Annotated in this window: 25 protein-coding genes; 7 read left to right on the top strand and 18 right to left on the bottom strand. The window is 58.3% G+C overall.

The genetic code is table 11. The features are described from left to right. Positions 1-13 precede the first annotated feature (13 nt). The 11 genes from SOM40_RS20355 to SOM40_RS20305 form a co-directional block, all read right to left on the bottom strand. Positions 14-379: a DUF805 domain-containing protein gene (locus SOM40_RS20355; RefSeq protein ID WP_106994773.1), complete on the bottom strand. Its 366-nt coding sequence runs from the start codon at positions 377-379 to the stop codon at positions 14-16. A gap of 107 nt (positions 380-486) precedes the next feature. Further along, entirely contained in the window at positions 487-1473 is a 987-nt protein-coding gene (locus SOM40_RS20350; protein WP_166184164.1) for a glutathione S-transferase family protein, read from the bottom strand. A 65-nt stretch (positions 1474-1538) separates the two neighbouring features. Next, positions 1539-1931, bottom strand: coding sequence for a DoxX family protein (locus SOM40_RS20345; RefSeq protein WP_181247303.1), 393 nt, complete (start codon positions 1929-1931; stop codon positions 1539-1541). Between the two features lie 221 nt (positions 1932-2152). Further along, complete coding sequence (locus SOM40_RS20340) at positions 2153-2467, bottom strand: YqjK-like family protein (protein ID WP_106994770.1); 315 nt, start codon at positions 2465-2467, stop codon at positions 2153-2155. Continuing rightward, the gene (locus tag SOM40_RS20335) at positions 2464-2862 is read right to left on the bottom strand and encodes a phage holin family protein (protein WP_032614329.1); all 399 of its coding nucleotides are present in this window, start codon (positions 2860-2862) and stop codon (positions 2464-2466) included. Before SOM40_RS20335 ends, SOM40_RS20340 begins: the two co-directional genes overlap by 4 nt. Before the next feature lie 2 nt (positions 2863-2864). Next, entirely contained in the window at positions 2865-3170 is a 306-nt protein-coding gene (locus SOM40_RS20330; protein WP_032614327.1) for an ElaB/YgaM/YqjD family protein, read from the bottom strand. A 29-nt stretch (positions 3171-3199) separates the two neighbouring features. Then, positions 3200-3568, bottom strand: coding sequence for a DUF1090 domain-containing protein (locus SOM40_RS20325; protein ID WP_106994769.1), 369 nt, complete (start codon positions 3566-3568; stop codon positions 3200-3202). A gap of 155 nt (positions 3569-3723) precedes the next feature. After that, a complete protein-coding gene (gene mzrA, locus SOM40_RS20320) occupies positions 3724-4107 on the bottom strand; it encodes an EnvZ/OmpR regulon moderator MzrA (protein WP_166184162.1) in 384 nt (127 codons plus the stop codon). Positions 4108-4111: 4 nt separating this feature from the next. Then, on the bottom strand, positions 4112-4774 hold the full coding sequence (yqjA, locus tag SOM40_RS20315; RefSeq protein WP_106994767.1) for a DedA family general envelope maintenance protein YqjA: 663 nt from the start codon (positions 4772-4774) through the stop codon (positions 4112-4114). A gap of 351 nt (positions 4775-5125) precedes the next feature. Continuing rightward, complete coding sequence (gene exuR / locus SOM40_RS20310) at positions 5126-5902, bottom strand: transcriptional regulator ExuR (protein ID WP_106994766.1); 777 nt, start codon at positions 5900-5902, stop codon at positions 5126-5128. Between the two features lie 166 nt (positions 5903-6068). Continuing rightward, positions 6069-7367 carry an MFS transporter gene (locus SOM40_RS20305; RefSeq protein ID WP_106994765.1) on the bottom strand — a complete coding sequence of 433 codons (1299 nt, stop codon included), beginning with the start codon at positions 7365-7367 and terminating at the stop codon, positions 6069-6071. Between the two features lie 479 nt (positions 7368-7846). Between SOM40_RS20305 and uxaC the strand changes: the two genes are divergently transcribed. Together uxaC and SOM40_RS20295 are read left to right on the top strand one after the other, a co-directional pair. Next, complete coding sequence (uxaC, locus tag SOM40_RS20300) at positions 7847-9259, top strand: glucuronate isomerase (protein ID WP_106994764.1); 1413 nt, start codon at positions 7847-7849, stop codon at positions 9257-9259. Positions 9260-9277: 18 nt separating this feature from the next. Continuing rightward, the gene (locus tag SOM40_RS20295; RefSeq protein ID WP_166184155.1) at positions 9278-10765 is read left to right on the top strand and encodes a UxaA family hydrolase; all 1488 of its coding nucleotides are present in this window, start codon (positions 9278-9280) and stop codon (positions 10763-10765) included. A gap of 92 nt (positions 10766-10857) precedes the next feature. On the opposite strand, the gene sstT is transcribed toward SOM40_RS20295, so the two are convergent. The 4 genes from sstT to SOM40_RS20275 form a co-directional block, all read right to left on the bottom strand. Continuing rightward, on the bottom strand, positions 10858-12099 hold the full coding sequence (gene sstT / locus SOM40_RS20290) for a serine/threonine transporter SstT (RefSeq protein WP_320531154.1): 1242 nt from the start codon (positions 12097-12099) through the stop codon (positions 10858-10860). Positions 12100-12372: 273 nt separating this feature from the next. Further along, entirely contained in the window at positions 12373-13350 is a 978-nt protein-coding gene (locus tag SOM40_RS20285; protein ID WP_106994761.1) for a TerC family protein, read from the bottom strand. Between the two features lie 278 nt (positions 13351-13628). Beyond that, positions 13629-14627, bottom strand: coding sequence for a Gfo/Idh/MocA family protein (locus SOM40_RS20280; protein WP_106994760.1), 999 nt, complete (start codon positions 14625-14627; stop codon positions 13629-13631). Positions 14628-14697: 70 nt separating this feature from the next. Further along, entirely contained in the window at positions 14698-15186 is a 489-nt protein-coding gene (locus SOM40_RS20275) for a YgjP-like metallopeptidase domain-containing protein (protein WP_032614308.1), read from the bottom strand. Between the two features lie 85 nt (positions 15187-15271). Between SOM40_RS20275 and rlmG the strand changes: the two genes are divergently transcribed. Continuing rightward, positions 15272-16408 (top strand): 23S rRNA (guanine(1835)-N(2))-methyltransferase RlmG, encoded by a 1137-nt coding sequence (rlmG, locus tag SOM40_RS20270; protein ID WP_106994759.1) that lies wholly within the window; start codon positions 15272-15274, stop codon positions 16406-16408. Positions 16409-16529: 121 nt separating this feature from the next. Here the strand turns inward: rlmG and SOM40_RS20265 are convergent, their stop codons facing one another. The 3 genes from SOM40_RS20265 to lsrR form a co-directional block, all read right to left on the bottom strand. Then, on the bottom strand, positions 16530-18551 hold the full coding sequence (locus tag SOM40_RS20265; protein ID WP_312189095.1) for an oxidoreductase: 2022 nt from the start codon (positions 18549-18551) through the stop codon (positions 16530-16532). Between the two features lie 169 nt (positions 18552-18720). Further along, a complete protein-coding gene (gene lsrK / locus SOM40_RS20260; protein ID WP_320531155.1) occupies positions 18721-20355 on the bottom strand; it encodes an autoinducer-2 kinase in 1635 nt (544 codons plus the stop codon). Positions 20356-20392: 37 nt separating this feature from the next. Beyond that, complete coding sequence (gene lsrR, locus SOM40_RS20255) at positions 20393-21364, bottom strand: transcriptional regulator LsrR (protein WP_320531156.1); 972 nt, start codon at positions 21362-21364, stop codon at positions 20393-20395. Between the two features lie 214 nt (positions 21365-21578). Here lsrR and lsrA point away from each other — a divergent pair, with 214 nt between their 5' ends. The 4 genes from lsrA to lsrB are packed head-to-tail and all read left to right on the top strand — an operon-like array spanning position 21579 to position 26076. Further along, positions 21579-23066 carry an autoinducer 2 ABC transporter ATP-binding protein LsrA gene (gene lsrA, locus SOM40_RS20250; RefSeq protein ID WP_262672151.1) on the top strand — a complete coding sequence of 496 codons (1488 nt, stop codon included), beginning with the start codon at positions 21579-21581 and terminating at the stop codon, positions 23064-23066. Continuing rightward, positions 23063-24094, top strand: coding sequence for an autoinducer 2 ABC transporter permease LsrC (gene lsrC, locus SOM40_RS20245; RefSeq protein ID WP_106994754.1), 1032 nt, complete (start codon positions 23063-23065; stop codon positions 24092-24094). The genes lsrA and lsrC overlap by 4 nt, the downstream gene beginning before the upstream one ends. Further along, positions 24095-25075, top strand: a complete 981-nt coding sequence (lsrD, locus tag SOM40_RS20240) for an autoinducer 2 ABC transporter permease LsrD (protein ID WP_313824269.1) — start codon at positions 24095-24097, stop codon at positions 25073-25075. Continuing rightward, positions 25075-26076 (top strand): autoinducer 2 ABC transporter substrate-binding protein LsrB, encoded by a 1002-nt coding sequence (gene lsrB, locus SOM40_RS20235; protein WP_106994752.1) that lies wholly within the window; start codon positions 25075-25077, stop codon positions 26074-26076. The genes lsrD and lsrB overlap by 1 nt, the downstream gene beginning before the upstream one ends. Positions 26077-26080: the final 4 nt, after the last annotated feature.

Raw genomic sequence — 26080 nt, 5'->3', positions numbered from 1 at the left:
GCCGGGCAACGTTTTAACCGTTCAGCAGTGGATCCGGCCCAAACCGGTTTTCACCGACCGTGCCGCGCTGGCAGTTGAAGATCAGAATAATTATCCAGCCGATCACCGGGATCAGCACCAGCAGCAGCCACCATGCCGACCTGTCGGTATCGTGCAGTCGGCGAAACAGTACCGCCCACCCCGGCAGAAACACCAGCAGGCCATATACCGTAGTGAGAATGCCTTCCCCGCCAGCCCGCTCCCAGCCCAGCATTTTGTCTATGAGTCCCAGGACGCAGATCAAAATGAAGTTCACCAGAATAAACATCCAGTATTCTTTGCGCCGGGCGCGCCCTTTAAAGCCAATATAATTTCGCAGTACTTTGAGATACCAGTCCATTTTTTACGCCTCAGTAGCAATTAATCGCTTGTTTTCTAAGGGATCAAATAAAGCATAGACGGGAATAAAAGAGGGGTAAAGGGCGCCAGCGAGGCGCCCCCTGAGTCTTAGTCGAAGCGAGCGTCGCGGCCGTGCGGTTCAGTCAGATCCTGCCACGGGCCAACGGAGATAATGCCCGTCGGATTGATGGTTTTATGGCTGCGGTAATAGTGGTTACGGATGTGGTCAAAGTCCACCGTCTCCGCAATCCCTGGCATCTGATAGATGTCGCGCAGGAAACCGTACAGATTGAGGTAATCGCTGATCCGGCGTTTGTCGCACTTAAAGTGGGTCACATAAACCGGGTCAAAGCGAACCAGGGTGGTCCACAGTCGGATATCGGCTTCGGTCAGCTGGTTGCCGGTCAAATAGCGGTGCTGACCGAGAATTTGCTCCAGACGTTCCAGCGACGCAAAGACGTTGTTCACGGCTTCGTCATAGGCTTCCTGGCTGGTGGCAAACCCGGCCTTATAGACACCGTTATTGACGTTGTCGTAGATCCAGCTATTCAGGTCATCAATTTTATCCCGCAGCGCCGGCGGATAGTAGTCGCCCGCCCGGGCGCCGTGAGCATCAAACGCGGTATTAAACATGCGGATAATTTCCGCCGATTCATTGCTGACAATGGTCTGATTTTTTTTGTCCCACAGGACCGGAACGGTGACCCGGCCGGTGTAGTGCGGATCGGCGCGCAGGTAGAGCTGGTAGAGAAAATCATGGTGATAGAGTGAATCGCCGGTGGCCGCCGGGAAATCGCTGCCGAAAGTCCAGCCGTTCTCCAGCATCAACGGATGCACCACCGAGACGGGGATCAGCGAATCCAGCCCCTTCAGCGCGCGGACGATCAGCGTGCGGTGCGCCCATGGGCAGGCAAGCGAGACATAAAGGTGGTAACGATCTTTCTCTGCCGCGAAGCCACCTTCGCCGCTCGGGCCAGGCGCGCCGTCGGCGGTGAGCCAGTTACGGAAGGCTGACACGGAGCGCTTAAAGCGTCCGCCAGTGGATTTGGTGTCATACCAGGTATCCTGCCAGACGCCGTCTACGAGTTGTCCCATCTTTTCCTCCTTAGATAGCAAAAGCGAGGAGATATCTCCTCGCTTTTTGATTCAGTATAGTCTGCTTACCACTTCTTATTCAGAACGCGGTCGATGCTGTATGCACCCGGGCCGGTGATGGCCAGCAGCAGGAAGCCGCCTGCGATGGTCAGGTTTTTCATGAACATCAGCGAGTTCACGCCTTCCGCAAAGTTGCTGTGGAACAGGAACGCGGTCAGCAGGGTGAAGCCTGCGGTGAACAGCGCCGTGGTGCGGGTCAGGAAACCGAACAGGATCGCCAGGCCACCGCCAAACTCAAGCAGAATGGTCAGCGGCAGCAGGAACCCCGGGACGCCCATCGCTTCCATGTACTGCTGCGTACCGGCGTAACCACCGATTTTGCCCCAACCTGCGGTAATAAACAGGATTGGCATCAGGATACGCGCAACCAGTACACCAACATCTTCTAATTTTTTCATCTTACTCTCCAGGGAGCCATTCAGGCTGTAAACACTATTTTGTTTGCGAAATCGGGCGGATGCCGCGGTCTCGCTGTCGATGGAGAGAATCATAAACGGGGTGAATGGCGATTGTTAGCAAGGAAAACTGTCAATCTTCTTCAAAGATATTGAGTAAGGCGAGGCGGCACAAAAAAGTAAAGCGCCAGAAGGCGCTTTACCGGGTGAGGCAGAGAGTAACGTCAGCGTGCGTCGTATTTGCGCAGCTGCTGCTGATTAATTGTCGATTTCACCAGCCTCCAGGCGCTCCAGATACCGAAACCGCGGCGTGCCCAGCGGACCAGCCTGTTCGGATGGCGGACTGCCCGCACCGCCAGAATGCTGCTCCCCACCAGCGCCCAGGCGCGGAGGTTGAGAAGGGCATTCCAGCCACGATCGTAAGCGTGAGTCACCTCCAGCCAGTCACGGCTGCTCGCTGACAGATCCAGCCGTTGTTGCTGGATCTGGCTCAGCAAAAAAGCCTTTTCTCGCTCACGTTCTGCAGCGCTTCTGCTCACTTTTTCTCATCCTCCAGCAATGACCGATCGTTGGCCAGTTCCTTACGGGTATGATGTAGCAGGGTCGAATGACGCACTTTGCGCATCGTCCAGATCCCTCCTATCAGGGCGGCAAGCAGCAGTACCACGGTTGTGCCAATCATGACATTCAGGCGGTACTGCGGATCGACTGCCCAGATAATCAATACCATAAGGCTCATCAGGCCAAAGGCGGCGAAGAGCATGGTCAACCCCAACATCAGTAGCAGCTGGAAGAGGTTCGCTTTCTCTTCTTCCAGTTCAACCACTGCCAGTCGGATGCGCGTCTCTGCGATGCCGACGAGAGTGGTTAAAATCCGCTGTCCGATACCGAGGACGTTTTTTGCGGGCCCTTGTGGTTGACGTGAATCTTCCATAATTAACGTCGCGTCAGGAGCATGCCGATGACGACGCCAACCGCAGCACCGATACCTACCCCGGCCCACGGATTTTCGCGTACGTACTCATCGGCGCGCGCAGCGGCTTCACGGGTCTGTTTCGCCAGCACATCGCTGGTTTCGCCCAGACGGTAGCGGCTCTCATGCAGGGCCTGCTCCGCTTTATTGCGCAGTTTACTCAGCTCTTCTTTCGACTTACTGCTCGAGGAGCTCAGCACCTCTTCCAGGGTATCCGCCAGGGACTTCAGTTCAGCGCGTAAATGGTCTGACGTAGTATCTTTTGACATGATTCTCTCCTGTTAAGATGTCCATTAAATCAGTAATCGCGAGACTCCAGCGCTTTCAGCTCGTTCTCCGCTTCCAGCAGTTTATGCTCACGTTTAGCAATCTTATCCGCATCGCCTTTCTCTTTAGCCTCCACCAGATCCTGGCGGCGCTCAGCAATCTCCTCTTTCTGATCGGCAATCTTGCGCTGATGATCGGCACGCAGCTTGCTGTCTGAACAGTTAGCTTTAACTTCGCTAAGGGCCTTCTGCAGCCCGTTGATTCGATTCTGATTGTTATGCTTTTCAGCGTAGCTGATCTCGCGTTGAATGTCCTTTTCCTTCTCCTGACACAGGGAAGACGCGAACGATGCTGCACTTAAAGAAAAAAGGGCGAGGCCCAGGGCGATGCGGTAATTCATTATGAAAACCTTCCATTGTTTGTCGACATAACCTACCGGAATGTCGGTTTCCAGAGTTGAGCGGAGTACGAGTGGGAGGTGCTCCGCGTACTTAAGCATAGTAAGTAAACGGTGATATCACCAAAGTGAGTGAAAAGATTCAGAATAGTGGAAATTTAGCCCAGCAGACGCGAGGTATCACGCAGACGCGTCAGCCAGACCACCGCCTGATTATTATCATCCTGTTGCGCAATGATATATCCGTGCGGCAGGCTGCGGTCGAGCACCTTCTTCGCTGCGGCGCTCTGCACGCTGGAGTCGAAGGTAATCAGCAGCACGTCGTTCTGCGGCGTAATGCTTTTAAACTGAATGCCGTTCGCATCCAGATGATGCCAGACGGAGAAGCCATCGGGCATACTGACGCCCTGATTGACAGAGCGGATAGCCAGCGTCGATTCCTGCTTTTGCAGCGCCGCCCAGGCCAGCAGCAAGGCGCTGAACATCATCAGCGCAACGATGGCGTAAGAGAGACGGCGCAGTGACGGGGTTGAATTGCTCATCACCTTAGCCCTGACTTCCATGTTTTTTCTTCCACAGCACTACCAGCGAGCCCACCAGGCCGAACACCAGTAATACCACAGGCAACAGCATCAGGCAGGACATCAGCTGGTCTTCGTACTTCAGGAATACCGGGGTCTTGCCAAGCAGGTAGCCGAGGGTGGTCAGGATAAGTACCCACAGCAGGCCGCTCATCCAGTTAAAGAACTGAAAACGCGCGCTGCTGAGGCCGGAGAGCCCGGCAATCGTTGGCAACAGGGTACGAACAAAAGCGATGAAGCGCCCGACCAGCAGCGCGGAAAGCCCGTGCTTATGGAACAGGTGATGCGCTCGCTGATGATAGTGTGCCGGAAGATGGGAAAGCCAGTTCTGCACAATGCGCGTGTTGCCGAGCCATCGTCCCTGGATATAGCTCAGCCAGCAGCCGAGACTGGCGGCAATGGTCAACAGCAGTACGGTTTGTGGGAATTGCATTGCCCCTTTTGCGCAGAGCACGCCCACCAGCACCAGCAGGCTATCGCCGGGCAGGAAAGCGGCAGGCAGCAGACCGTTTTCAAGAAACAGGATCATAAACAGGACAAAATAGAGCATGCCAATCATGGAAGGATTGGCCAGCGTTTCGAAATCCTGAGCCCATAAGGCATTCAGTAGTTGGGTCAAAAGTTCCATTCAGTGTTCCTGAAAATCGGTTAACGGCACACCTGTCAACCGGGTCAAACAGCACGGCGACATTTTTTATAATTTCATTATGGTCGCTCGCGGACACAATGTGTGGCCAGAACTGTTCCCTGTTAAGTGGCAAAGTAAGCAAGCACTAACTAACAAGCTAAACGGCTAAATGCATCTAATTGTAACAAAGCCTGAAGGGATCCGTCACAGTATTTGCATCATTCCAGGATTGATTTTGGCTTAACCCAGGCAGGGGACGCGAGGTCTTTTACAAACGCTGACACTCTAAAGGTTTGCTTACCCACCTCAGCGGGAAGGCGCAGCGAAGCGCCTGCTCATGGAAAAAGGAAACTATTTTGCCTGACTGACGGCGGTATCGAGGTGAACCACCGGGTTTTCTGCAAAAAGATAGCGGTCGGCGTTGAATTCGAAGTCGTCACTGGTTTCATTGAACAGCATCTGTTTGGTGTTCTCAAGGTGCTGCCACATCGCCAGTTTCGCCGCGTTTGGATCTTTACGAATCAGGGCTTTGAGGATCTGGTCATGGTCGTCGCACCAGTTATCCACGGAACGGGAGTCGATGTGATCGTGCAGTTTTTTCCAGTACGGGTTATGAACGCGCTGAGTCCACATTTTTTCCACGATTGCTGCCAGAGCGGTATTTTGCGTGGCGAGGGCAACCTGGACGTGAAACTGCAGGTCCCACTCGGAGTCGCGGAAACATTTTTCTTTACGCGCGTTATCCTGGATCTCCATCAGCTTCATGATGTCCTGCTTGGTCACCTGGGTCGCGGCGAACTCTGCAATATTGCTTTCGATAAGCTGACGAGCCTGGAGCAGCTCAAAGGGACCGTAGTTGGCAAATTCGAGATTCTCGTCCGGTACCGGGGAGTGTTTTGCCTGGCTGGAGATGACATGAATGCCCGACCCTTTACGCACTTCAACATAGCCTTCCACTTCCAGCATGATGATGGCTTCACGAACCACGGTGCGGCTTACGCTCTTTTCATCAGCGATAAAACGCTCGGCAGGTAATTTGTCTCCCACCAGATAAACGCCTTGCTCGATGCGAGCTTTCAGCTCAGCAGCAAGTTGCTGATAAAGGCGACGGGGTTCGTTGATTTCCATATGCGCTCCAGGCAGGGTATGGCTAATGATTTGTTATACCACTTTTACCCGTTTGTCTCCAGATTCCACCCGTAAAAAAGCCGCTCGTGAGCGGCCTTTCTATGCCCGGCGGCGCGGGCCTCCGGGTTCTCCAGGCCGGGTAAGCGCAGCGCCACCCGGCATTACGCTAACTCTGCGTTGCCGGCTTGCCCACCGACTCTTGCAGCAGCTCCTCTGCGGACTTGCTTTTCAGCACCGTCCAGATAAGCACCGCACCCATCAGGTCGAAGATAGCCAGGACTGCGAACAGCGGGCTGAAGCCGATGGTGTCAGCCAGCGCACCGACCACCAGAGCAAACATGGTGCTGGCAGTCCAGGCAGCCATCCCGGTCAGGCCGTTAGCGGTCGCCACTTCGTTACGCCCAAAGACGTCAGAAGAGAGGGTAATCAGCGCACCGGACAGTGACTGGTGAGCAAAACCACCGATACACAGCAGGCCGATAGCCACGTACGGGCTGGTGAACAGGCCGATCATCCCTGGGCCAATCATCAGCAGTGCGCCCATGGTCACCACCATTTTACGGGAGACAATCAGGTTCACACCAAACCAGCGCTGGAACAGCGGTGGCAGATAGCCGCCGACGATACAGCCCAGGTCAGCAAACAGCATTGGCATCCAGGCGAACATGGCGATCTCTTTCAGGTTAAAGCCGTAGACTTTAAACATGAACAGCGGGATCCAGGCGTTGAATGTACCCCATGCCGGTTCTGCCAGGAAACGTGGCAGGGCGATACCCCAGAACTGACGGGTGCCGAGGATCTGCAGGACAGACATCTTCTTGCCGTTGTTGGTCTGATGCTGAGACTCCTGGCCACCGATGATGTAGTCACGCTCTTCATCAGACAGTTTCTTCTGATCGCGCGGATGTTTGTAGAAGATCAGCCAGGCCATTGCCCAGGCAAAGCTCAGCACGCCAGAGATGATGAACGCCAGCTGCCAGCTGTGCATTACGATAGCCCACACCACCAGCGGCGGTGCGATCATCGCGCCAATAGACGAACCGACGTTGAAGTAGCCCACTGCGATAGAACGTTCTTTCGCCGGGAACCACTCGGAGGCCGCTTTCAGACCCGCAGGGATCATCGCCGCTTCTGCCGCACCGACTGCGCCACGGGCCAGCGCCAGGCCGCCCCAGCTGCCTGCCAGCGCGGTTGCGCCGCAGAAGATAGCCCATGTGACGGCAAAGACCGCGTAGCCGACTTTCGTTCCCAGGATATCCAGCACATAGCCGGCTACCGGCTGCATGATGGTATAAGCCGCGGAGTAGGCCGCGATAATATAAGAATATTGTTGCGTGGAGATGTGCAGCTCTTCCATCAGCGTCGGCGCCGCCGCCGCTATGGTGTTACGTGTCAGGTAGCCCAGCACGGTGCCGAGCGTCACCAGTGCGATCATGTACCAACGTAACCCTTTAATTTTACGCATGTAAAACCTCATCGTTATGTTATTGCCGCACCGGAGTACGGGCATCTCTACGCCAGGCGTGAGATGTTTATCAACGGGAGGGCGTTACCGGGATTGCTCCCGGAACGGCCCGAACCTTGCCATAAGTAAACGTGCATAAGTCGGTATCCTTACCGCTGAGTCCGATGCCTGTGGCACCGGTAACGCATTCCGTCGGCTTATAATTTGCGACGGCGAGAAGATAACTTGTCATACAACTTTAAAAGGTGAGTGACATCACAAAAGTGTCAATCTTTGTAAGGACAATGTCTGTGCGCCGTCAGGCCAGAGCTGGCGCGGTGTTAAGCGATATTTACCACTTTGGGCGTAGATTATTTGTCGACGTTTATTGATCTAACTCACGAAAAAATCATCGGCCTCTGGAAATTGGTGTGATAACTTTGCAGCATCTGAACATCACTTTTCTGACGCACTCGTAAGCTCGTAAGAGGAAGACGATAATGACCCCGTTTATGACTGAAGATTTTCTGTTAGATACCGAATTCGCCCGCCGCCTGTACCACGATTACGCTAAAGACCAGCCGATTTTTGACTACCACTGCCACCTTCCGCCGCAGCAGGTTGCCGAGGATTACCGTTTCAAAAACCTGTATGACATCTGGCTGAAAGGCGACCACTACAAGTGGCGTGCCATGCGCACCAACGGGGTGGCGGAACGCCTCTGTACCGGCGATGCTTCCGATCGTGAAAAATTCGACGCCTGGGCGGCGACCGTGCCGCACACCATCGGTAACCCGCTGTACCACTGGACCCACCTGGAGCTGCGCCGTCCGTTTGGCATCACCGGCAAGTTGCTCTCTCCGGCCACCGCCGATGAGATCTGGAACGAATGTAACGAGCTGCTGGCCCAGGACAAATTCTCTGCCCGCGGCATCATGAAGCAGATGAACGTCAAAATGGTCGGCACCACCGACGATCCGATCGACTCCCTGGAGCATCACGCCGTTGTCGCCAAAGACAGTTCATTTGACGTCAAAGTGCTGCCAAGCTGGCGCCCGGACAAAGCCTTCAACATTGAGCAGGCGACCTTTGCCGACTACATGGCGAAGCTGAGTGAAGTCTCTGATACCGAGATCCGCCGTTTCGGCGATCTGCAGACTGCGCTGGCGAAACGTCTGGATCACTTTGCCGCTCACGGCTGTAAAGTCTCTGACCATGCCCTGGACGTGGTGCTGTTTGCTGACGCCAACGAAGCCGAGCTGGACAGCATTCTGGCGCGTCGTCTGGCGGGTGAAAGCCTCAACGAACACGAAGTGGCGCAGTTCAAAACCGCGGTACTGGTCTGGCTGGCGGCTGAATATGCCCGTCGTGGCTGGGTGCAGCAGTACCACATCGGCGCGCTGCGCAATAACAACCTGCGCCAGTTCAAACTGCTGGGTGCCGACGTCGGTTTCGACTCCATCAACGACCGTCCGCTGGCGGAAGAGCTGTCGAAGCTGCTGAGCAAACAGAACGAAGAGAACCTGCTGCCAAAAACCATCCTCTACTGCCTGAACCCACGCGATAACGAAGTGCTGGGCACCATGATCGGCAACTTCCAGGGTGAAGGGATGCCGGGCAAGATGCAGTTCGGTTCCGGCTGGTGGTTCAACGATCAGAAAGATGGCATGGAGCGTCAGATGACGCAGCTGGCGCAGCTCGGTCTGCTGAGCCGCTTCGTGGGTATGCTGACCGACAGCCGCAGCTTCCTTTCTTATACTCGCCATGAATATTTCCGCCGCATTCTGTGCCAGATGATTGGCCGCTGGGTGGCAGCGGGCGAAGCCCCGGCCGACATCCAGCTGCTGGGCGAAATGGTGAGAAACATCTGCTTTAACAACGCACGCGACTACTTCGCTATTGAACTGAACTAAGGCCTTCTGAGGGTTGATATGCAATACATCAAGATCCATTCGCTGGATAACGTAGCGGTCGCACTGGCCGACCTGAGCGAAGGTCTGGACGTGACGTTTGATAACCAGACCGTCACGCTGCGCCAGGACGTTGCGCGCGGGCATAAATTTGCCCTGCAGGCCATTGCCAAAGGGGAGAACGTCGTCAAATACGGTCTGCCTATCGGCCATGCGCTGGCGGATATCGCGGCGGGGGAGTTCATTCACTCCCACAATACGCGTACCAATCTGAGCGATCTGGATGAGTACAGCTATCAACCTGAGTTACAGGCTGAGGGCAGCCAGGCGGCAGATCGTGAGGTTCAGATCTACCGCCGTGCCAGTGGGGAGGTGGGGATCCGCAATGAACTGTGGATCCTGCCGACCGTCGGCTGCGTCAACGGCATCGCCCGTCAGATCCAGACCCGGTTCCTGAAAGAGACGAACGACGCAGAAGGCACTGACGGCGTCCACCTGTTCAGCCACACCTATGGCTGCTCCCAGCTGGGCGACGATCACATCAATACCCGCACCATGCTGCAAAACATGGTCCGCCACCCGAACGCCGGGGCGGTGCTGGTGATCGGCCTTGGCTGTGAGAACAACCAGGTCGATGCCTTCCGCGAAACGCTGGGTGATTTTGATCCGACCCGCGTGCACTTCATGGTCTGTCAGCATCAGGACGACGAAGTGGAAGCCGGGCTGGAGCATCTGCATCAATTGTACGAAGCGATGCGCCACGACCAGCGTGAAGCGGGCAAGCTGAGCGAGCTGAAGTTTGGTCTGGAGTGCGGCGGCTCTGATGGGCTGTCCGGCATTACCGCCAACCCGATGCTGGGTCAGTTCTCTGATTACGTCATCAGCAATGGCGGCACCACCGTGCTGACCGAAGTGCCGGAGATGTTTGGCGCTGAACGCATTCTGATGAGTCACTGCCGCGATGAAGAGACCTTTGAAAAGACCGTCACCATGGTCAACGACTTCAAACAGTACTTTATCGCCCATAACCAGCCGATTTACGAGAATCCATCCCCGGGCAACAAGGCGGGCGGGATCACTACGCTTGAGGAGAAATCCCTCGGCTGTACCCAGAAAGCGGGTGCCAGCCAGGTGGTGGATGTCCTGCGTTACGGCGAGCGGCTGCAAACCCACGGTCTGAACCTGTTAAGCGCCCCGGGTAACGATGCTGTGGCTACCAGCGCCCTGGCGGGTGCGGGCTGCCATATGGTGCTGTTCAGCACCGGGCGCGGCACGCCGTACGGCGGTTTTGTCCCGACGGTAAAAATCGCCACCAACAGCGAGCTGGCAGCGAAGAAAAAGCACTGGATTGATTTCGACGCCGGTCAACTGATCCACGGCAAAGCGATGCCGCAGCTGCTGACGGAGTTTGTGGACACTATCGTGGAATTTGCCAACGGCAAGCAGACCTGCAATGAGAAGAACGACTTCCGCGAGCTGGCGATCTTTAAGAGTGGTGTAACGCTGTAGTACCGTGCGGCCTGATGCCCTCACCCTGACCCTCTCCCACCGGGAGAGGGTACAAACACTAAAAACGGCAACCTCTGGTTGCCGTTTTGCTGTTAACCTCGAAGCGCGTTTTTCGCCAGACGCGCATCTTCCGCCTGGCAGGCCGCTGCGGTAAACAGCACGTCAGTGGAAGAGTTCAGTGCGGTTTCGCAGGAGTCCTGCAGCACGCCGATGATAAAGCCGACCGCTACAACCTGCATGGCCACTTCATTCGGGATACCGAACATATTACATGCCAGCGGGATCAGCAGCAGCGAACCACCCGCCACACCCGATGCGCCACAGGCGCACAGCGACGCCACAACGCTCAGCAGCAACGCGGTTGGCAGATCCACCGGAATACCCAGAGTATGCACAGCCGCTAAGGTCAGCACGGTGATGGTGATCGCCGCACCCGCCATATTGACGGTCGCACCCAGCGGGATGGAGACGGAGTAGGTATCACGATCCAGATTCAGCTTCTCGGCCAGCGCCATGTTCACCGGAATGTTCGCCGCAGAGCTGCGGGTGAAGAAGGCGTACACGCCGCTCTCACGCAGACACATCAGCACCAGTGGATAAGGGTTGCGGCGGATCTGCCAGAACACCAGCAGCGGGTTAATCACCAGCGCCACCAGCAGCATGCAGCCGATCAGTACCAGCAGCAGCTGAGCGTAGCCCCACAAGGTTTCGAACCCGGTGGTGGCCAGGGTGGAGGAGACCAGGCCGAAGATCCCGATTGGCGCAAAGCGGATCACCACCTTCACCATAAAGGTCACCGCGTTGGACATGTCGTTAACCAGATTTTTGGTGGTGTCGTTACCGTGACGCAGGGCAAAGCCCAGGCCGATGGCCCACACCAGAATGCCGATGTAGTTAGCATTCAACAGGGCATCAATCGGGTTAGAGACCATGCTCATCAGCAGGCCGCGAAGCACCTCGACAATGCCGGATGGCGGGGTAATATCACCCGCGGCAGAGGTAAGTTGCAGCGTGGACGGGAACAGGAAGCTAAACACCACCGCCGTCAGGGCAGCAGAGAAAGTACCCAGCAGATAGAGGAACAAAATCGGACGGATGTTGGTTTTCTGGCCATGCTGGTGGTTGGCAATGGAGGCCATCACCAGCATCAGGACCAGCACCGGTGCGACAGCTTTTAACGCGCCAACGAACAGGGTGCCGAGTAAGCCAGTGGCAATAGCGGCCGGTTTAGAAACCAGTGCCAGTAAAATACCCAGCACCAGGCCTATCAGTATTTGTTTGACGAGGCTGCCCTGCGTCAGACGCGCGAGCAGACCAGTAGATTGTGTGGTCATGGAAAATTCCTTCAGTGAAATTGCGTTCCGTCCCGGAGGTGCTCTGAGGCACTTATCATCCCGGTTAGAGGTGTGTGTTATGCAAGGTTGAGTATATTGAAAGTGCGGATGCTGGGAAGCGTAAAATGCTGGGTTTTACGTGCTGCGTCATATTTTTTAACTGTATATTTACATTTTTTGTCGGGTGACAAAGGTAAAAGCAAAACGGCAACCTGAGTTGCCGTTTTTAATGTCTGTACCCTCTCCCGGTGGGAGAGGGCCAGGGTGAGCGCATCAGAGTGCGCCAGATCGCTTCTGTTTCTTATCGTTCTGGTGATTCACCCAGGCGTTGATCGCCAGGGTCAGAACCAGAATACCAAACACCACGCCCAGCGAGATGGCGATCGGGATGTGATAGAAATCGACAATCATCATCTTGATACCGATAAACACCAGGATCACCGACAGGCCGTACTTCAGCATTGAGAAGCGCTCCGCCACGCCCGCCAGCAGGAAGTACATGGCACGCAGGCCGAGGATCGCAAACAGGTTTGACGTCAGGACGATGAACGGGTCAGTGGTTACCGCAAAGATCGCCGGAATACTGTCCACCGCGAAAATCACGTCGCTCAGCTCAACCATGATCAGCACCAGCAGCAGCGGGGTAGCGAACAGCAGCCCGTTCTTGCGCACGAAGAAGTGCTCGTTCTCGATGGTGTCGGTCATACGCAGGTGGCCGCGGATCCAGCGCACCAGCGGCTTCTCGCCAATACCGGTTTCGTCCTCTTTTGCCAGCGCCATTTTCACACCGGTAAACAGCAGGAAGGCACCGAAGACGTACAGCAGCCATTCGAACTGCGTAATCAGCCAGCTACCGGCGAAGATCATAATGGTACGCAGGACGATCGCGCCCAGCACGCCATACACCAGCACCCGACGCTGCAATGCAGCCGGTACGGCAAAGTAGCTAAACAGCATCAGCCAGACGAAGACGTTATCCACTGCCAGAGCTTTTTCAATCAGATAGCCCGTCAGGAACGCCAGCGCCTGAGGATCGGCCACCGCGCGGCCCTGAGTGATAGAGAGATACCACCAGAAGGCAGCACAGAAGAGCAGGGAGAGGGTGACCCACACCAGCGACCAGGCGGCCGCCTGTTTCATGGTCATACCATGTGCGCCGCGACGCCCCTGTAAAAAGAGATCGATCGCCAGCATGATCAGGACCACGACTGCGAATCCGCCCCACATCAGCGGAGTACCGACAGTATTCATACAATTTTCCTTACGCGTAAAAAACAAAAACGGCTATGGTCAGAAGACGATAGCCGTTGCGTTTTTTATGCATAGACCTCGCCTTCCGGCAAGGTCTCACTTACAACAAGAAAGGAATACGCTAATCGCATTCCTTTTTCGTTGCCCGGCGACCGGATGCGGTTTTATACGCATCGTAATGACGATCCACCGGCAAGGAAGTTACTCCCCTTTGCAGGTAACAAAATATGTCAGGTCATTGATTTCGTCAATGACCTGCACTAATTCATTACACAGCTTTACGCGGTAACTTCTGCGTTCAGGCCATCCGCCGGGAACACCACCCCCGTCTGACGACGGATCTCGGTCTGCAGCTTCGCCGTGGTACGGCTTACCGCCAGGCCCGGATGGTTCACTTCCTGGGTTTCGACCAGACGCGCAAACACCTCTGCCTCATACAGCATAGTGTTGATATGCTGAGGCTGCGTCAGCTCCTGGGCCTTGCCGCCGCGCGGCACCAGGCTCAGCTTCTGGCACTCGGAGATCTTCTCGACAACCAGCGAGCCGTTCTCGCCCTGGATTTCACTCGGCAGCACCGAATCACTCACCTTGGAGTGCTGCAGGGTCACGCTGAAATCACCGTAGTCCAGTACCACCAGACCGTGAGCATCGACTCCGCTCTCCAGCAAGCTGGCGGTGGCCTGCACCCGGTGCGGCTCGCCCCACAGCGCTACCGCCGAGGCCAGGCAGTAGAAGCCGATATCCATAATCGAGCCGTTAGAAAACGCCGGATTAAAGGTGTTCGGGTTCTCGCCGTCGAGATAGCGCTGATAGCGCGACGAATACTGGCAGTAGTTAATAAAGGCTTTGCGCACTTTGCCGATTTTCGGCAAGGACTGCTGCAGCAACAGGAAATTCGGCAGGCTGGCGGTTTTGAACGCTTCGAACAGCACCACCTGGTTTTCCCTCGCAAGCGCAATAGCCGCCTCGACTTCATCAATATTGGAGGCCAGCGGCTTCTCGCAAATCACATGCTTTTTGTGGCTGAGGAACAGCGTCGTCTGCGGGAAATGCAGTGAATTCGGGCTGGCAATATAGACCGCATCAATGGCATCACTTTGTGCCATCGCCTCCAGAGAGGTAAACAGATGCTCGACAAGATAGTCGTTAGCAAAGGCCTGAGCCTGTTCAAGGCTGCGGGAATAGACTGCGGTGAGCTTATATTTGCCGGTCTCATGGGCGGCATCGACGAACTGGCGCGTGATCCAGTTCGTCCCAATGACTGCGAAACGTATCATAAACGTTCACGAACTCCGTAGCTGGGAACCTGTTGCCACTGTAGCACGTGATGATGACAAATCTTGTGCGCTATAACGATAAATGCGTCAGCCACAGGCGAGTATCAAACTCCAGCTGGTGGTACTGCGGCTCCATATGACAGCACAGAGAGTAGAAGGCCTTGTCGTGCTCTTTCTCTTTCAGGTGCGCCAGCTCGTGCACCACGATCATCCGCAGGAAGGCCTCCGGCGCGTTGCGGAACACGGTCGCCACGCGAATCTCGGCTTTGGCTTTCAGCTTGCCGCCCTGCACGCGGGAGATGGCGGTATGCAGACCCAGGGCATTCTTCAGCACGTGGATCTTGTTGTCGTACATCACCTTATTGATTGGCGGGGCGCTCTTCAGATATCGGTTTTTCAGATCCTGCGTATACTGCCAGAGGGCTTTATCGGTGGCGAAATCGTGGGTCCCCGGGTAGCGTTTTTCCAGCACCGCCCCCAGCTTTTGCTCGGCAATTAACGTGCGGACCTGAGAAAGCAAATGCTCCGGGTAGCCCTGGAGATAAGTCAGCTGGTTCATCAAAACCCCAAAATAATTTGAAAACGGGTATACTCACGCACCCTTTTCAGGGATAACGCCGAAATTTTACCATTCAGGAGGGCCGATGAGCCACTTAGACAACGGTTTCCGTTCACTCGACTTAAAACGTTTCCCGGAAACGGACGACGTTAACCCGCTTCAGGCGTGGGAAGCGGCGGATGAATATCTGCTGCAACAGTTGGATGAGACAGAAATTAGCGGCCCGGTTCTGATCCTGAATGATGCTTTCGGCGCATTGGGTTGTGCGCTGGTCGAACATACACCTTACAGCATCGGTGACTCCTATTTAAGCGAGCTGGCGACGCGCGAGAACCTGCGCCACAACGAGCTCGATGAAGGCAGCGTGAAGTTCCTCGACAGCACCGCGGAGTATCCGCAGGCGCCGGGCGTGGTGCTGATTAAGATCCCGAAAACCATGGCGCTGCTGGAACAGCAGCTGCGTGCGCTGCGTAAGGTCGTCACACCCGAGACGCGCATTATCGCGGGCGCAAAAGCGCGTGATATCCACACCTCGACCATTGAACTGTTCGAGAAAGTGTTGGGGCCAACCACCACCACCCTGGCGTGGAAAAAAGCGCGCTTGATCAACTGTACCTTCAGCGAGCCAGCCCTGGCTGACGCGCCAGAGACCCTGAGCTGGAAGCTGGAAGGCACCGACTGGACCATCCACAACCACGCGAACGTGTTTTCCCGCACCGGGCTGGATATCGGCGCGCGCTTCTTCCTTGAACATCTGCCGGATAATCTGGAAGGGGAGATCGTCGATCTCGGCTGCGGTAACGGGGTAATCGGTCTGACGCTGCTGGCGAAGAACCCGGAGGCCAGCGTGATCTTCAGCGATGAGTCGCCGATGGCCGTGGCGTCCAGCCGTCTGAACGTGGAAACCAACATGCCGGAAGCGCTGGATCGCTGCGAGTTTATGATCAACAACGCGCTGTCGGGCGTGGAGCCGTTCCGCTTTAACGCGGTGCTGTGCAACCCGCCGTTCCACCAGAAACATGCCCTGACCGATAACGTCGCCTGGGAGATGTTCCACCACGCGCGTCGCTGCCTGAAAATCAACGGTGAGCTGTACATCGTGGCCAACCGCCACCTGGACTACTTCCACAAGCTGAAGAAGATTTTCGGCAACTGTGCCACGGTGGCCACCAACAACAAGTTCGTGGTGTTGAAAGCGGTTAAGACGGGTCGCCGTCGTTAAGATTTAAACAGGTGCGGCCTGATGCCCTCACCCCGGCCCTCTCCCACGGGGAGAGGGTGCAAACACCAAAAACGGCAACCCGGTTGCCGTTTTGCTTTTACCTCGCCGCCCGGCAATGCCGTTAAATTTCCAACGCTAATTTCGTCCCCTGGGCAATCGCCCGCCGGGCATCCAGCTCCATCGCCACGTCGCACCCGCCAATCAGATGCACCGTTTTGCCCGCGTCGCGCAGTGGCTCCGCCAGATCGCGCTTCGGCTCCTGCCCGGCACATAAAATCACATGATCGACGCGCAGCAGCTGCGGCTCGCCATTGATCAATACGTGTAACCCCTCGTCATCGATCTTCTGATAACTCACCCCCGGGATCATCTTCACGCCGCGCGAGAGCAGGGTGGCGCGGTGGATCCAGCCGGTGGTTTTCCCCAGTCCTTCCCCCGGTTTGCTGGCCTTACGCTGGAGCATCACGATCTGGCGCGGGCTTTTTGGCAGTTGCGGCCCCTCCGGACGCAAACCGCCGACCTGATTCAGGCTGGTGTCGATGCCCCACTCCTCGCAGAATTCCGTAATGTTCTGGCTGGTGGGTTCCCCCGACTGGCTCAGGTACATGGCGGTATCAAACCCGATCCCGCCGCAGCCGATAATCGCCACCCGATCGCCCACCGGTTTTTTGTCGCGCAGCACCTCGAGATAACTCATTACCTTCGGATGATCGATGCCGTCGATCGCAGGCGTGCGCGGGGCGATCCCGCTGGCAAGGATCGTCTCGTCAAAGTCGATCAGATCCTGCGCGGAGACCCACTGGTTAAGGCGCAGATCGACCCCGGTGAGGTCGATCATCCGCGCGTAATAGCGCAGCGTCTCGTAAAACTCCTCCTTGCCCGGGATCTGTTTGGCGATATTAAACTGCCCGCCGATCTCAGGCAGCGCATCAAACAGCGTCACGCTGTGCCCGCGCGACGCGGCATTCACCGCAAACGCCAGCCCCGCCGGGCCTGCGCCCACCACCGCCAGCCGTTTTTTCGTTACCGCTGGCACCACCGGCATTCTGGTTTCATGGCAGGCGCGCGGATTGACCAGGCAGGAGGTCACTTTGCCGACGAAGATCTGATCCAGACAGGCCTGGTTACAGCCGATGCAGGTGTTGATCTCATCCGCACGTCCGCTTTGCGCTTTGGAGAGGATCTCCGCATCGGCGAGGAATGGCCGCGCCATCGACACCATATCCGCGTCGCCGTTGGCCAGCAGATCGTCCGCCACCTGGGGATCGTTAATGCGGTTGGTGGTCACCAGCGGGATCGACACCTTGCCTTTCAGCCGGCGCGTCACCCAGCTGAACGCCGCGCGCGGCACCGGGGTGGCGATAGTTGGGATCCGCGCCTCGTGCCAGCCGATCCCGGTGTTGATGATGGTTGCCCCCGCCGCTTCAATGGCCTGCGCCAGCTGGACGGTCTCCTCGAAGGTGCCGCCGCCCTCCACCAGGTCGAGCATCGACAGGCGATAGACGATGATAAAATCGCTCCCGACGCGCTCGCGCACCGCGCGCACCACTTCAACCGCAAAACGCATCCGGCGGGCATAATCCCCGCCCCATTCGTCCTCGCGCTGGTTGGTGCGCGCGGCGAGGAATTCGTTGATCAGATAGCCTTCGGAGCCCATCACCTCCACGCCGTCGTAGCCCGCTTCCCGCGCCAGGGCGGCGCAGCGGGCGAAGTCGTCAATCAGCGTGAGGATTTCATCGTGGGTGAGGGCGTGGGGCGTAAAGCGGTTGATCGGCGCCTGGATCGCCGACGGTGCCACGAGGTTCGGCTGATAGCTGTAGCGCCCGGTATGCAGAATCTGCAGGGCAATTTTGCCGCCCTCGTTGTGTACCGCATCAGTCACGATCCGGTGATGGGGCAGTTGTGCCACATCGTTCAGCACCGCGCCGCCCTCCATCCCGACGCCAGAAAGGGCAGGGGCCACGCCGCCGGTGACAATCAGCGCCACCCCGTGACGGGCGCGTTCGGCGTAGAACGCGGCCAGCCGCTCGGCACCGTCCGGACGCTCTTCAAGACCGGTATGCATCGAGCCCATTAACACACGGTTTTTGAGCGTGGTGAACCCCAGATCAAGGGGGGCGAACAGCGACGGGTAGTGGCTCATAAACGCTTCCAGTGTAAAATTATTGTTATGTGGTCGGATGAGTTACTAATTTAGCCAGCGGCGGGAGAAAGGTAAAAGCGGGATTGAATGATTGTGATAGATCTCAAGAAAAGGCACCCCTCACCCTAACCCTCTCCCCATAGGGGAGAGGGAACAGTCAGGTGCGGTCTTACAGGATTGGCTCCATCGGGGTTTCTCCCTCGCCCCTTTGGGGAGAGGGCCGGGGTGAGGGGGATGACCGCACCAGCCCCGGAGCCTGCCACATCGAGGTGGTCAGCCCGCTGTCCACCAGCCCCAGCTGATCGGCATACACCGCCTGCCACTTCTGCATCATGCCGTCGTACAGCTCCCGGTGCGCCGGGTTCGGCGTAAACTCCCGACTCCACTTCACCAGTTTCTCGCCCGTCGCGGCCATGTCGCTATACAGTCCGGCACCGGTTCCCGCGGCAATGGCGCAGCCCAGGGCGGTGGCCTCTTTCACCTCCGGCACCCGTACCGGCAGGCCGGTGACGTCGCTTAATATCTGGCTCCACAGCGCCCCTTTCGCGCCGCCGCCGGCAAACACCAGACCGTCAAAATTCACCCCGGAAAATTGCGATATCTGCGCCAGGTTACAGGCGGAGACGATCGCTGCGTTCTCCTCAAGTGCCCGGAACAGGGTAGCTTTATTGCATTTTTCCGGGTCGATGGAGAGGTTAATAAACGACGGCGCGGCGTGATACCACTGCTTAAAGTGCATCGCGTCGGAGAAGATCGGCATCACCCCGTGGGAGCCCGCCGGCACCCGGCTGGCCATCTCCTCCATCAGGGCGTAGGTGTCCATCCCCATCCGCCCGGCAATCAGTTTTTCTTCCGCGCAGAAGGCGTCGCGGAACCAGCGCATGGTCAGTCCGGTGAAGAAGCTGATCGACTCCGCCTGGGCCATGCCGGGGATCACGTGCGGGTTTACACGGATGTTCATCTGCGGATCGGTGCGCACCTGCGGCAGGTTGACCACCTGCTGCCAGAAGGTCCCCCCCAGCACCGCGGTCTGCCCGGCGCGCACCACCCCCAGCCCCAGGCAGCCCAACTGCACGTCGCCACCGCCCATCACCACCGGGGTGCCTTCCCGCAGGCCGCTCTGCTGCGCCGCCTCCCGGGTCACTGCCCCGAGCAGGGTGCCGGTCTCTTTTACCGGGGAGAGAATATCGGCGCGCAGTCCGGCCATGTCCAGCAGCGCCGGACGCCAGTCGCGGGAGAAGAGATCTAACATGCCGGTGGTGCCCGCGTTGGACGGATCCACCGCCAGCTCGCCGGAGAGCTTCGCCGCCAGCCAGTCGCTGATCATGGTGATGGTGGCCGCGTTGCGGTAGATATCCGGGCGATGGTGCGCCAGCCACAGCAGGCGCGGCATGGCGCTCAGGGCCAGGGTCTGGCCGGAGACGTCATACACTTCGGATTCAAAGCGGAAGTCGTGGATCTCTTTCAGCTCGGCCACTTCGCGGCTGGCACGGGCATCAACGTTGGCGCAGGCCCAGATGGCGTCGCCGTTGCGGTCGTAGAGGACGATCCCTTCCCGCATCGAGCAGCAGGCGACGGACTGGATAGCCGCCGGGCTCAGCTGCGCCCGCTCCAGCGCCTGGTGAATACACTGGCAGGCCAGCCGCCAGTTGGTGTCGAGGTCAAACTCCATCGAGCCGGGGACGTTCTCCACGCTCAGGTGTTTCCACTCCGCCTGGCCGACGGCGACCTGGTTGCCCAGCAAATCGAAAATAACGGCGCGAACGCTTCCCGTCCCTGCATCTAACGCTAAAAGGTAACTCATGAGCTTGCCTCATCGTAAGCGCAGGGCAGACAGGCTCTTATTTTGCCAGAGCCAGCACCGCGCGGGCTGTCGTCTCTTCCGTCACCAGGCCATTGATACGGCGACCGTTCAGTGCGGCATAAATCGCATCGGCTTTCTCTTCCCCTCCGGCGACGCCGACGATGACCGGCAACTGCGCCAGTTCATCGAGGGTGACGCCAAGTAATTCCCGGTGGATCTCCAGCTCCTCTACCCGTTCGCCGTTGGCGTTAAGGAAATAACCGAGGATATCCCCCACCGCCCCTTTACGGGCAAACATCAGCTGCTCGCCTTCGCTGATATAGCCGGAGCGCAGGATAGTGGCGTCCCGGCGCTGATTCACCGAGCCAATCCCGACCACTGCCACATCGGCGGCGGTGGCGGCGAGGATCACATCCCGCACGCTGGTTTCCCGCTTTAAGATCCCGGCCACTTCCGCAGATGAAACCCGCAGCGGGGCAGGGATCATGCTGATGCTGCAGGCGGCATCCAGCTGGCCGATGCCGGTCATATAGGGCCCGACACCGCCGGAAAGCGTCACCAGCCGCACCTGCTGGGAGCTGATAAAGCCGCTTAAGTGCTGAATGCAGCTCATGGTGGTTTCACCAAATCCCACCGCCAGCAGTTGGCCGGGTTCCAGCACCCCCATCAACGACTGCGCGGCACCAATGCCTAAACGCACGCTCATCGGCGGGGTGTTCAGGGCTGGCAGCACGCGGGCCAGCCGCAGGCCGAAGCGCTGCTGGAGTGCGGTCTCCAGCGCCAGACAGCCCTCGTAGCGGGAGTTGATCTGCACCCGGATCACCCCGGACTGCCGACCCTTCTCCAGCAGCCGCGAAATCTTGAGCCGCGGCAATCCCAGCCGCTCGCCGATATCGTTCTGCGTCAGGCCGTCGTGGTAGTAGCACCACGCCACGCGCGCCACCAGTTCCTCTTCCGTTAGTGCCAGTCCGGCAAATCGTCCCTCTTCGGCAACGCGTTTCTCAGCCATATTTGAACTCTTATAAAAATTTAGATCATATGTTCGCTCTGCCGCAGGTTGAATGTGTGAGCCACACGGCAAAACGGATATTCCGGAATGTTTCTGCATTATCGGGATCATATCCATCAAACTGTGATCCCTGCACGGTTGTAAATATAGTTCACCGTCTACGCTTTTGAACATTATTAATTTCAAAAATCATTTGTTCAATAGCGGAGCGATAATGACAGCACTTATCGAGGCGCGCGGGATCCAGAAGCAGTTTTCCGGCGTTCCTGTACTGAAAAACATTGATTTCACTCTGCTTGCGGGACAGGTACACGCCCTGATGGGCGGCAACGGCGCGGGAAAATCGACCCTGATGAAGATCGTCGCCGGAGTTGAAACGCCTGATCGCGGTGAACTTTCTATCGCCGGGCAGCCTTTTGCTCGCCTGAAACCGGGCCAGGCGCACCAGCTTGGTATCTATCTGGTGCCCCAGGAGCCGATGCTGTTCCCGAACCTCAGCGTGCGGGAAAACATTCTCTTCCGTCTGCCGCGCGGGCAGGATATCGCCCGACGGCTGGCCGATAAGCTGGAGCAGCTCCAGTGCCAACTCAATTTAGAGGCTGCCGCCAGCACGCTTGAAGTGGCGGATCAGCAGATGGTGGAGATCCTGCGCGGGCTGATGCGCGAGGCGAAGATCCTGATCCTCGATGAGCCCACCGCCTCGCTGACGCCGGGTGAAACCGAACGCCTGTTCCGCCAGATCCGCGCCTTACAGGCCGCGGGGGTTGGCATCGTCTTTATCTCCCACAAGCTGCCCGAAATCCGCCAGCTCGCCAGCCACGTCTCGGTGATGCGCGACGGAGCGATCGTCCTGAGCGGTGAAACCGCGCAGTTTGATGATAACGCGCTGATCGCCGCCATGACCCCGGTCAGCCGCGAACAGGGGCTGAGCGACACGCAAAAGCTGTGGCTGGCGCTGCCGGGTAATCGCCGCACCCAGGCCCAGGATTTCCCGGTCCTGCGGGTGGAGAGCCTCACCGGGGAGGGCTTTATCGATCTGGATCTTGAGATCTACGCCGGGGAGATCGTCGGCCTGGCCGGGCTGGTGGGTTCCGGGCGCACCGAGTTTGCCGAAACCCTGTACGGCCTGCGCCCGCCACGTGGGGGCAAGATCTGGCTCGAAAACCAGCAGATCGACAGCGATCCGGTCAGTGCCCGGCTGGAGAAGGGGCTGGTCTATCTCCCGGAGGACAGGCAGGTATCCGGCCTGTTTCTTGATGCGCCGGTCCGCTGGAACACGGTGGCCCTGAATGAACCCTCGCTCTGGCAGCAGCGCAAACGCGAGGCGGCGGTGGTGGAGCGTTATCACCGGGCGCTGGGGATCAAACTCAACGGTCCGGATCAGACCGTGCGCACCCTGTCGGGGGGCAATCAGCAGAAGGTGCTACTGGCTCGCTGCCTGGAGGCCAATCCGCTGCTGCTGATCGTCGATGAGCCGACCCGCGGGGTGGACGTCTCGGCCCGGGCCGATATCTATCAGCTGATCAAAAGCGTGGCGGCGCAAAACGTGGCGGTGCTGATGATCTCCAGCGACATGGATGAGTTCCCGGGTCTGGCGGATCGGGTGCTGGTGATGCATCAGGGGGTGCTCAGCGGGGAACTGCCGCGCCACGCCGTCAGCCTTGACCGCATGATGGCCCTGGCCTTTGGAGGACAGGCATGAAAACACTCCTGAAAAACCGCGAGCTCAGCGCGCTGCTGGCGATCCTGGCCCTGTTTGTGGTGCTGGTGGCGCTTAACCCGGCCTACCTTAGCCTGCAGACCCTGGGGATGATCTTTGCCAGTTCGCAGATCCTGATCCTGCTGGCGCTCGGCGCCGGGCTGGTGATGCTGACCCGCAATATCGACGTCTCGGTCGGCTCGATTGTCGGGCTGTGCGCCATCGCCGTGGGGGTAGCGCTGAACAACGGCTACGGCCTGCCGGTGGCGATCCTGTTTGCGCTGGCGATCGGTGCACTGGCGGGGGCCTTCAACGGCCTGCTGGTGGTGGGGCTGCGCATTCCGGCGATTGTCGCCACCCTCGGCACGCTGGGGCTGTGGCGCGGGGTGATGCTGCTCTGGACCGGCGGGAAGTGGATCGAGGGCCTGCCGGTGAGCCTGAAAGCGCTGTCGGAGCCGGTGGCGCTCGGCATCTCGCCGCTGGGGATGGTGGTGCTGGCGATCGCCGCTCTCGGGGCGTGGATCCTGTCGCGCACCGCCTTTGGCCGGGATTTTTACGCCGTCGGGGATAACCTCGCCGCCGCCCGTCAGCTGGGCGTGGCGGTCAACCGCACCCGGATGGCGGCCTTCACCCTTAACGGCGTGCTGGCGGCCTGCGCCGGGATCGTCTTCGCCGCGCAGATCGGCTTCGTGCCGAACCAGACCGGCAGCGGGCTGGAGATGAAAGCCATCGCCGCCTGCGTGCTGGGGGGCATCTCCCTGCTCGGCGGCACCGGGACCTTAATCGGCGCGCTGCTGGGGGCCTTCTTCCTGACTCAGATCGACACCGTGCTGGTGCTGTTCCGTCTCCCGGCCTGGTGGAACGACTTTATCGCTGGCCTCGTGCTGCTGGGGGTGCTGGTGCTCGATGGACGGCTGCGCCAGGCGCTGGCGCGTCATCAGCGGGCGCTGAAGTACAGCCGTTTCCAGCCGGGCAACAAAGGGGGGAAGCACGTCACCCCGTTTCGCAAACGCAACAAAGAGGTGGCGTAGATGAAGCTTAACTGGGAGTGGGCGCTGCTGCTGTTACTGGTGCTGGAGATCCTGCTGTTTGGCACCCTCAATCCGCGGATGCTCGACATCAACATGCTGCTGTTCAGCACCAGCGATTTTATCTGCATCGGCATCGTGGCCCTGCCGCTGACTCTGGTGATTATCAGCGGCGGGATCGACATCTCGCTGGGCTCGACCATCGGCCTGTGCGCCATCGCCCTGGGGGTGATGATGCAGTCCGGTGTGCCGATGGTGGCGGCGGTCCCGCTAACCCTGCTGCTCGGGCTGCTGTGCGGCCTGTTTAACGCGGCACTGATCCACTACACCGGCATCAGTCCGCTGGTGATCACCCTCGGCACGCTCTACCTGTACGGCGGCGGAGCGCTGCTGCTGTCGGGGATGGCCGGGGCGACCGGCTACGAAGGCATTGGCGGCTTCCCGGAGAGCTTCACCGCCTTTGCCAACCTCACGGTTCTCGGCCTGCCGATCCCGCTGGTGCTGTTCGCATGTATTACTTTCTTCTTCTGGCTGATCGTCCACCGCGGGCGCTTTGGCCGCCACCTGTTTCTGATTGGGCAGAACCCGCGCGCGGCACGCTATGCGGCCCTGTCGGTGAACGGCATGCCCTATGCGCTGTATGGCCTGGTGGGCGTCGCCTCGGCGATTGCCGCTCTGGTGATGGTCTCCTATTTCGGTTCGGCGCGTTCCGATTTAGGGCGTGACCTGCTGATGCCTGCGCTCACCGCGGCGGTGCTCGGCGGGGCGAATATCTACGGCGGTTCAGGTTCGGTATTGGGTACGGCGCTGGCGGCATTGCTGGTGGGGTATCTGCAGCAGGGGTTACAGATGGTTGGCATCCCCAATCAGGTGTCGAGCGCGCTGTCAGGGGCGCTGCTGGTTGTGGTGGTGATGGGGCGTTCGCTGAGTCTGCATCGTGAATGGGTGCGGTCTCTTCTCACAAAAAATACCCGGAGCGTATGATGAAAATAAAACTGATGGTGCTGGCCGTGGCGTTAAGCGTGGCGACGGCGCAGGCGGCGGATCGCATCGCGTTTATCCCGAAACTGGTAGGGGTCGGCTTCTTTACCAGCGGCGGCAACGGCGCGAAAGAGGCGGGTAAAGCGCTGGGGGCGGAGGTCACCTACGACGGCCCGACCGAGCCGAGCGTCTCCGGGCAGGTGCAGCTGATCAATAACTTCGTCAACCAGGGCTATAACGCCATTATCGTCTCGGCGGTGTCGCCGGATGGGCTCTGTCCGGCGTTGAAGCGCGCCATGCAGCGCGGGGTGAAAGTCCTGACCTGGGATTCCGACACCAAACCGGAGTGCCGCAGCATCTACATCAACCAGGGCACCCCGGAACAGCTCGGCGGCCTGCTGGTGGATATGGCCTCGAAGCAGGTCACCAAACCGGCTGCCAAAGTGGCCTTCTTCTACTCCAGCCCCACCGTAACCGATCAGAACCAGTGGGTGAACGCGGCGAAAGCCAAAATCGCCAAAGAGCACCCCGAGTGGCAGATCGTCACCACCCAGTTTGGCTATAACGATGCCACCAAATCCCTGCAGACCGCCGAAGGGATCTTAAAAGCGTACCCGGATCTGGATGCGATCATCGCCCCGGACGCCAACGCCCTGCCTGCGGCGGCCCAGGCGGCAGAAAACCTGAAGCGTGAAGGGGTGGCGATCGTCGGCTTCAGCACCCCGAACGTGATGCGTCCGTACGTGGAGCGCGGCACGGTGAAAGCCTTTGGTCTGTGGGATGTAGTGCAACAGGGCAAAATTGCGGTCAATGTCGCCGATCGTTTGCTGAAAAAAGGCGATCTTAACGTCGGCGACAGCGTGGAAGTGAAGGATATCGGCACGCTGAAGGTCGAGCCGAACAGCGTCCAGGGCTATCAGTATGAAGCGAAAGGCAATGGCATCGTGCTGCTGCCGGAGCGGGTGGTGTTCACCAAAGAGAACATCAACAACTACGACTTCTGACAGG

Origin of the sequence: Leclercia sp. CFBP8987 (assembly GCF_034044995.2) — a bacterium.
Classification (GTDB): Bacteria; Pseudomonadota; Gammaproteobacteria; order Enterobacterales; family Enterobacteriaceae; genus Enterobacter; species Enterobacter tamurae.
This window is presented reverse-complemented; position numbering and strand designations above follow the sequence as displayed.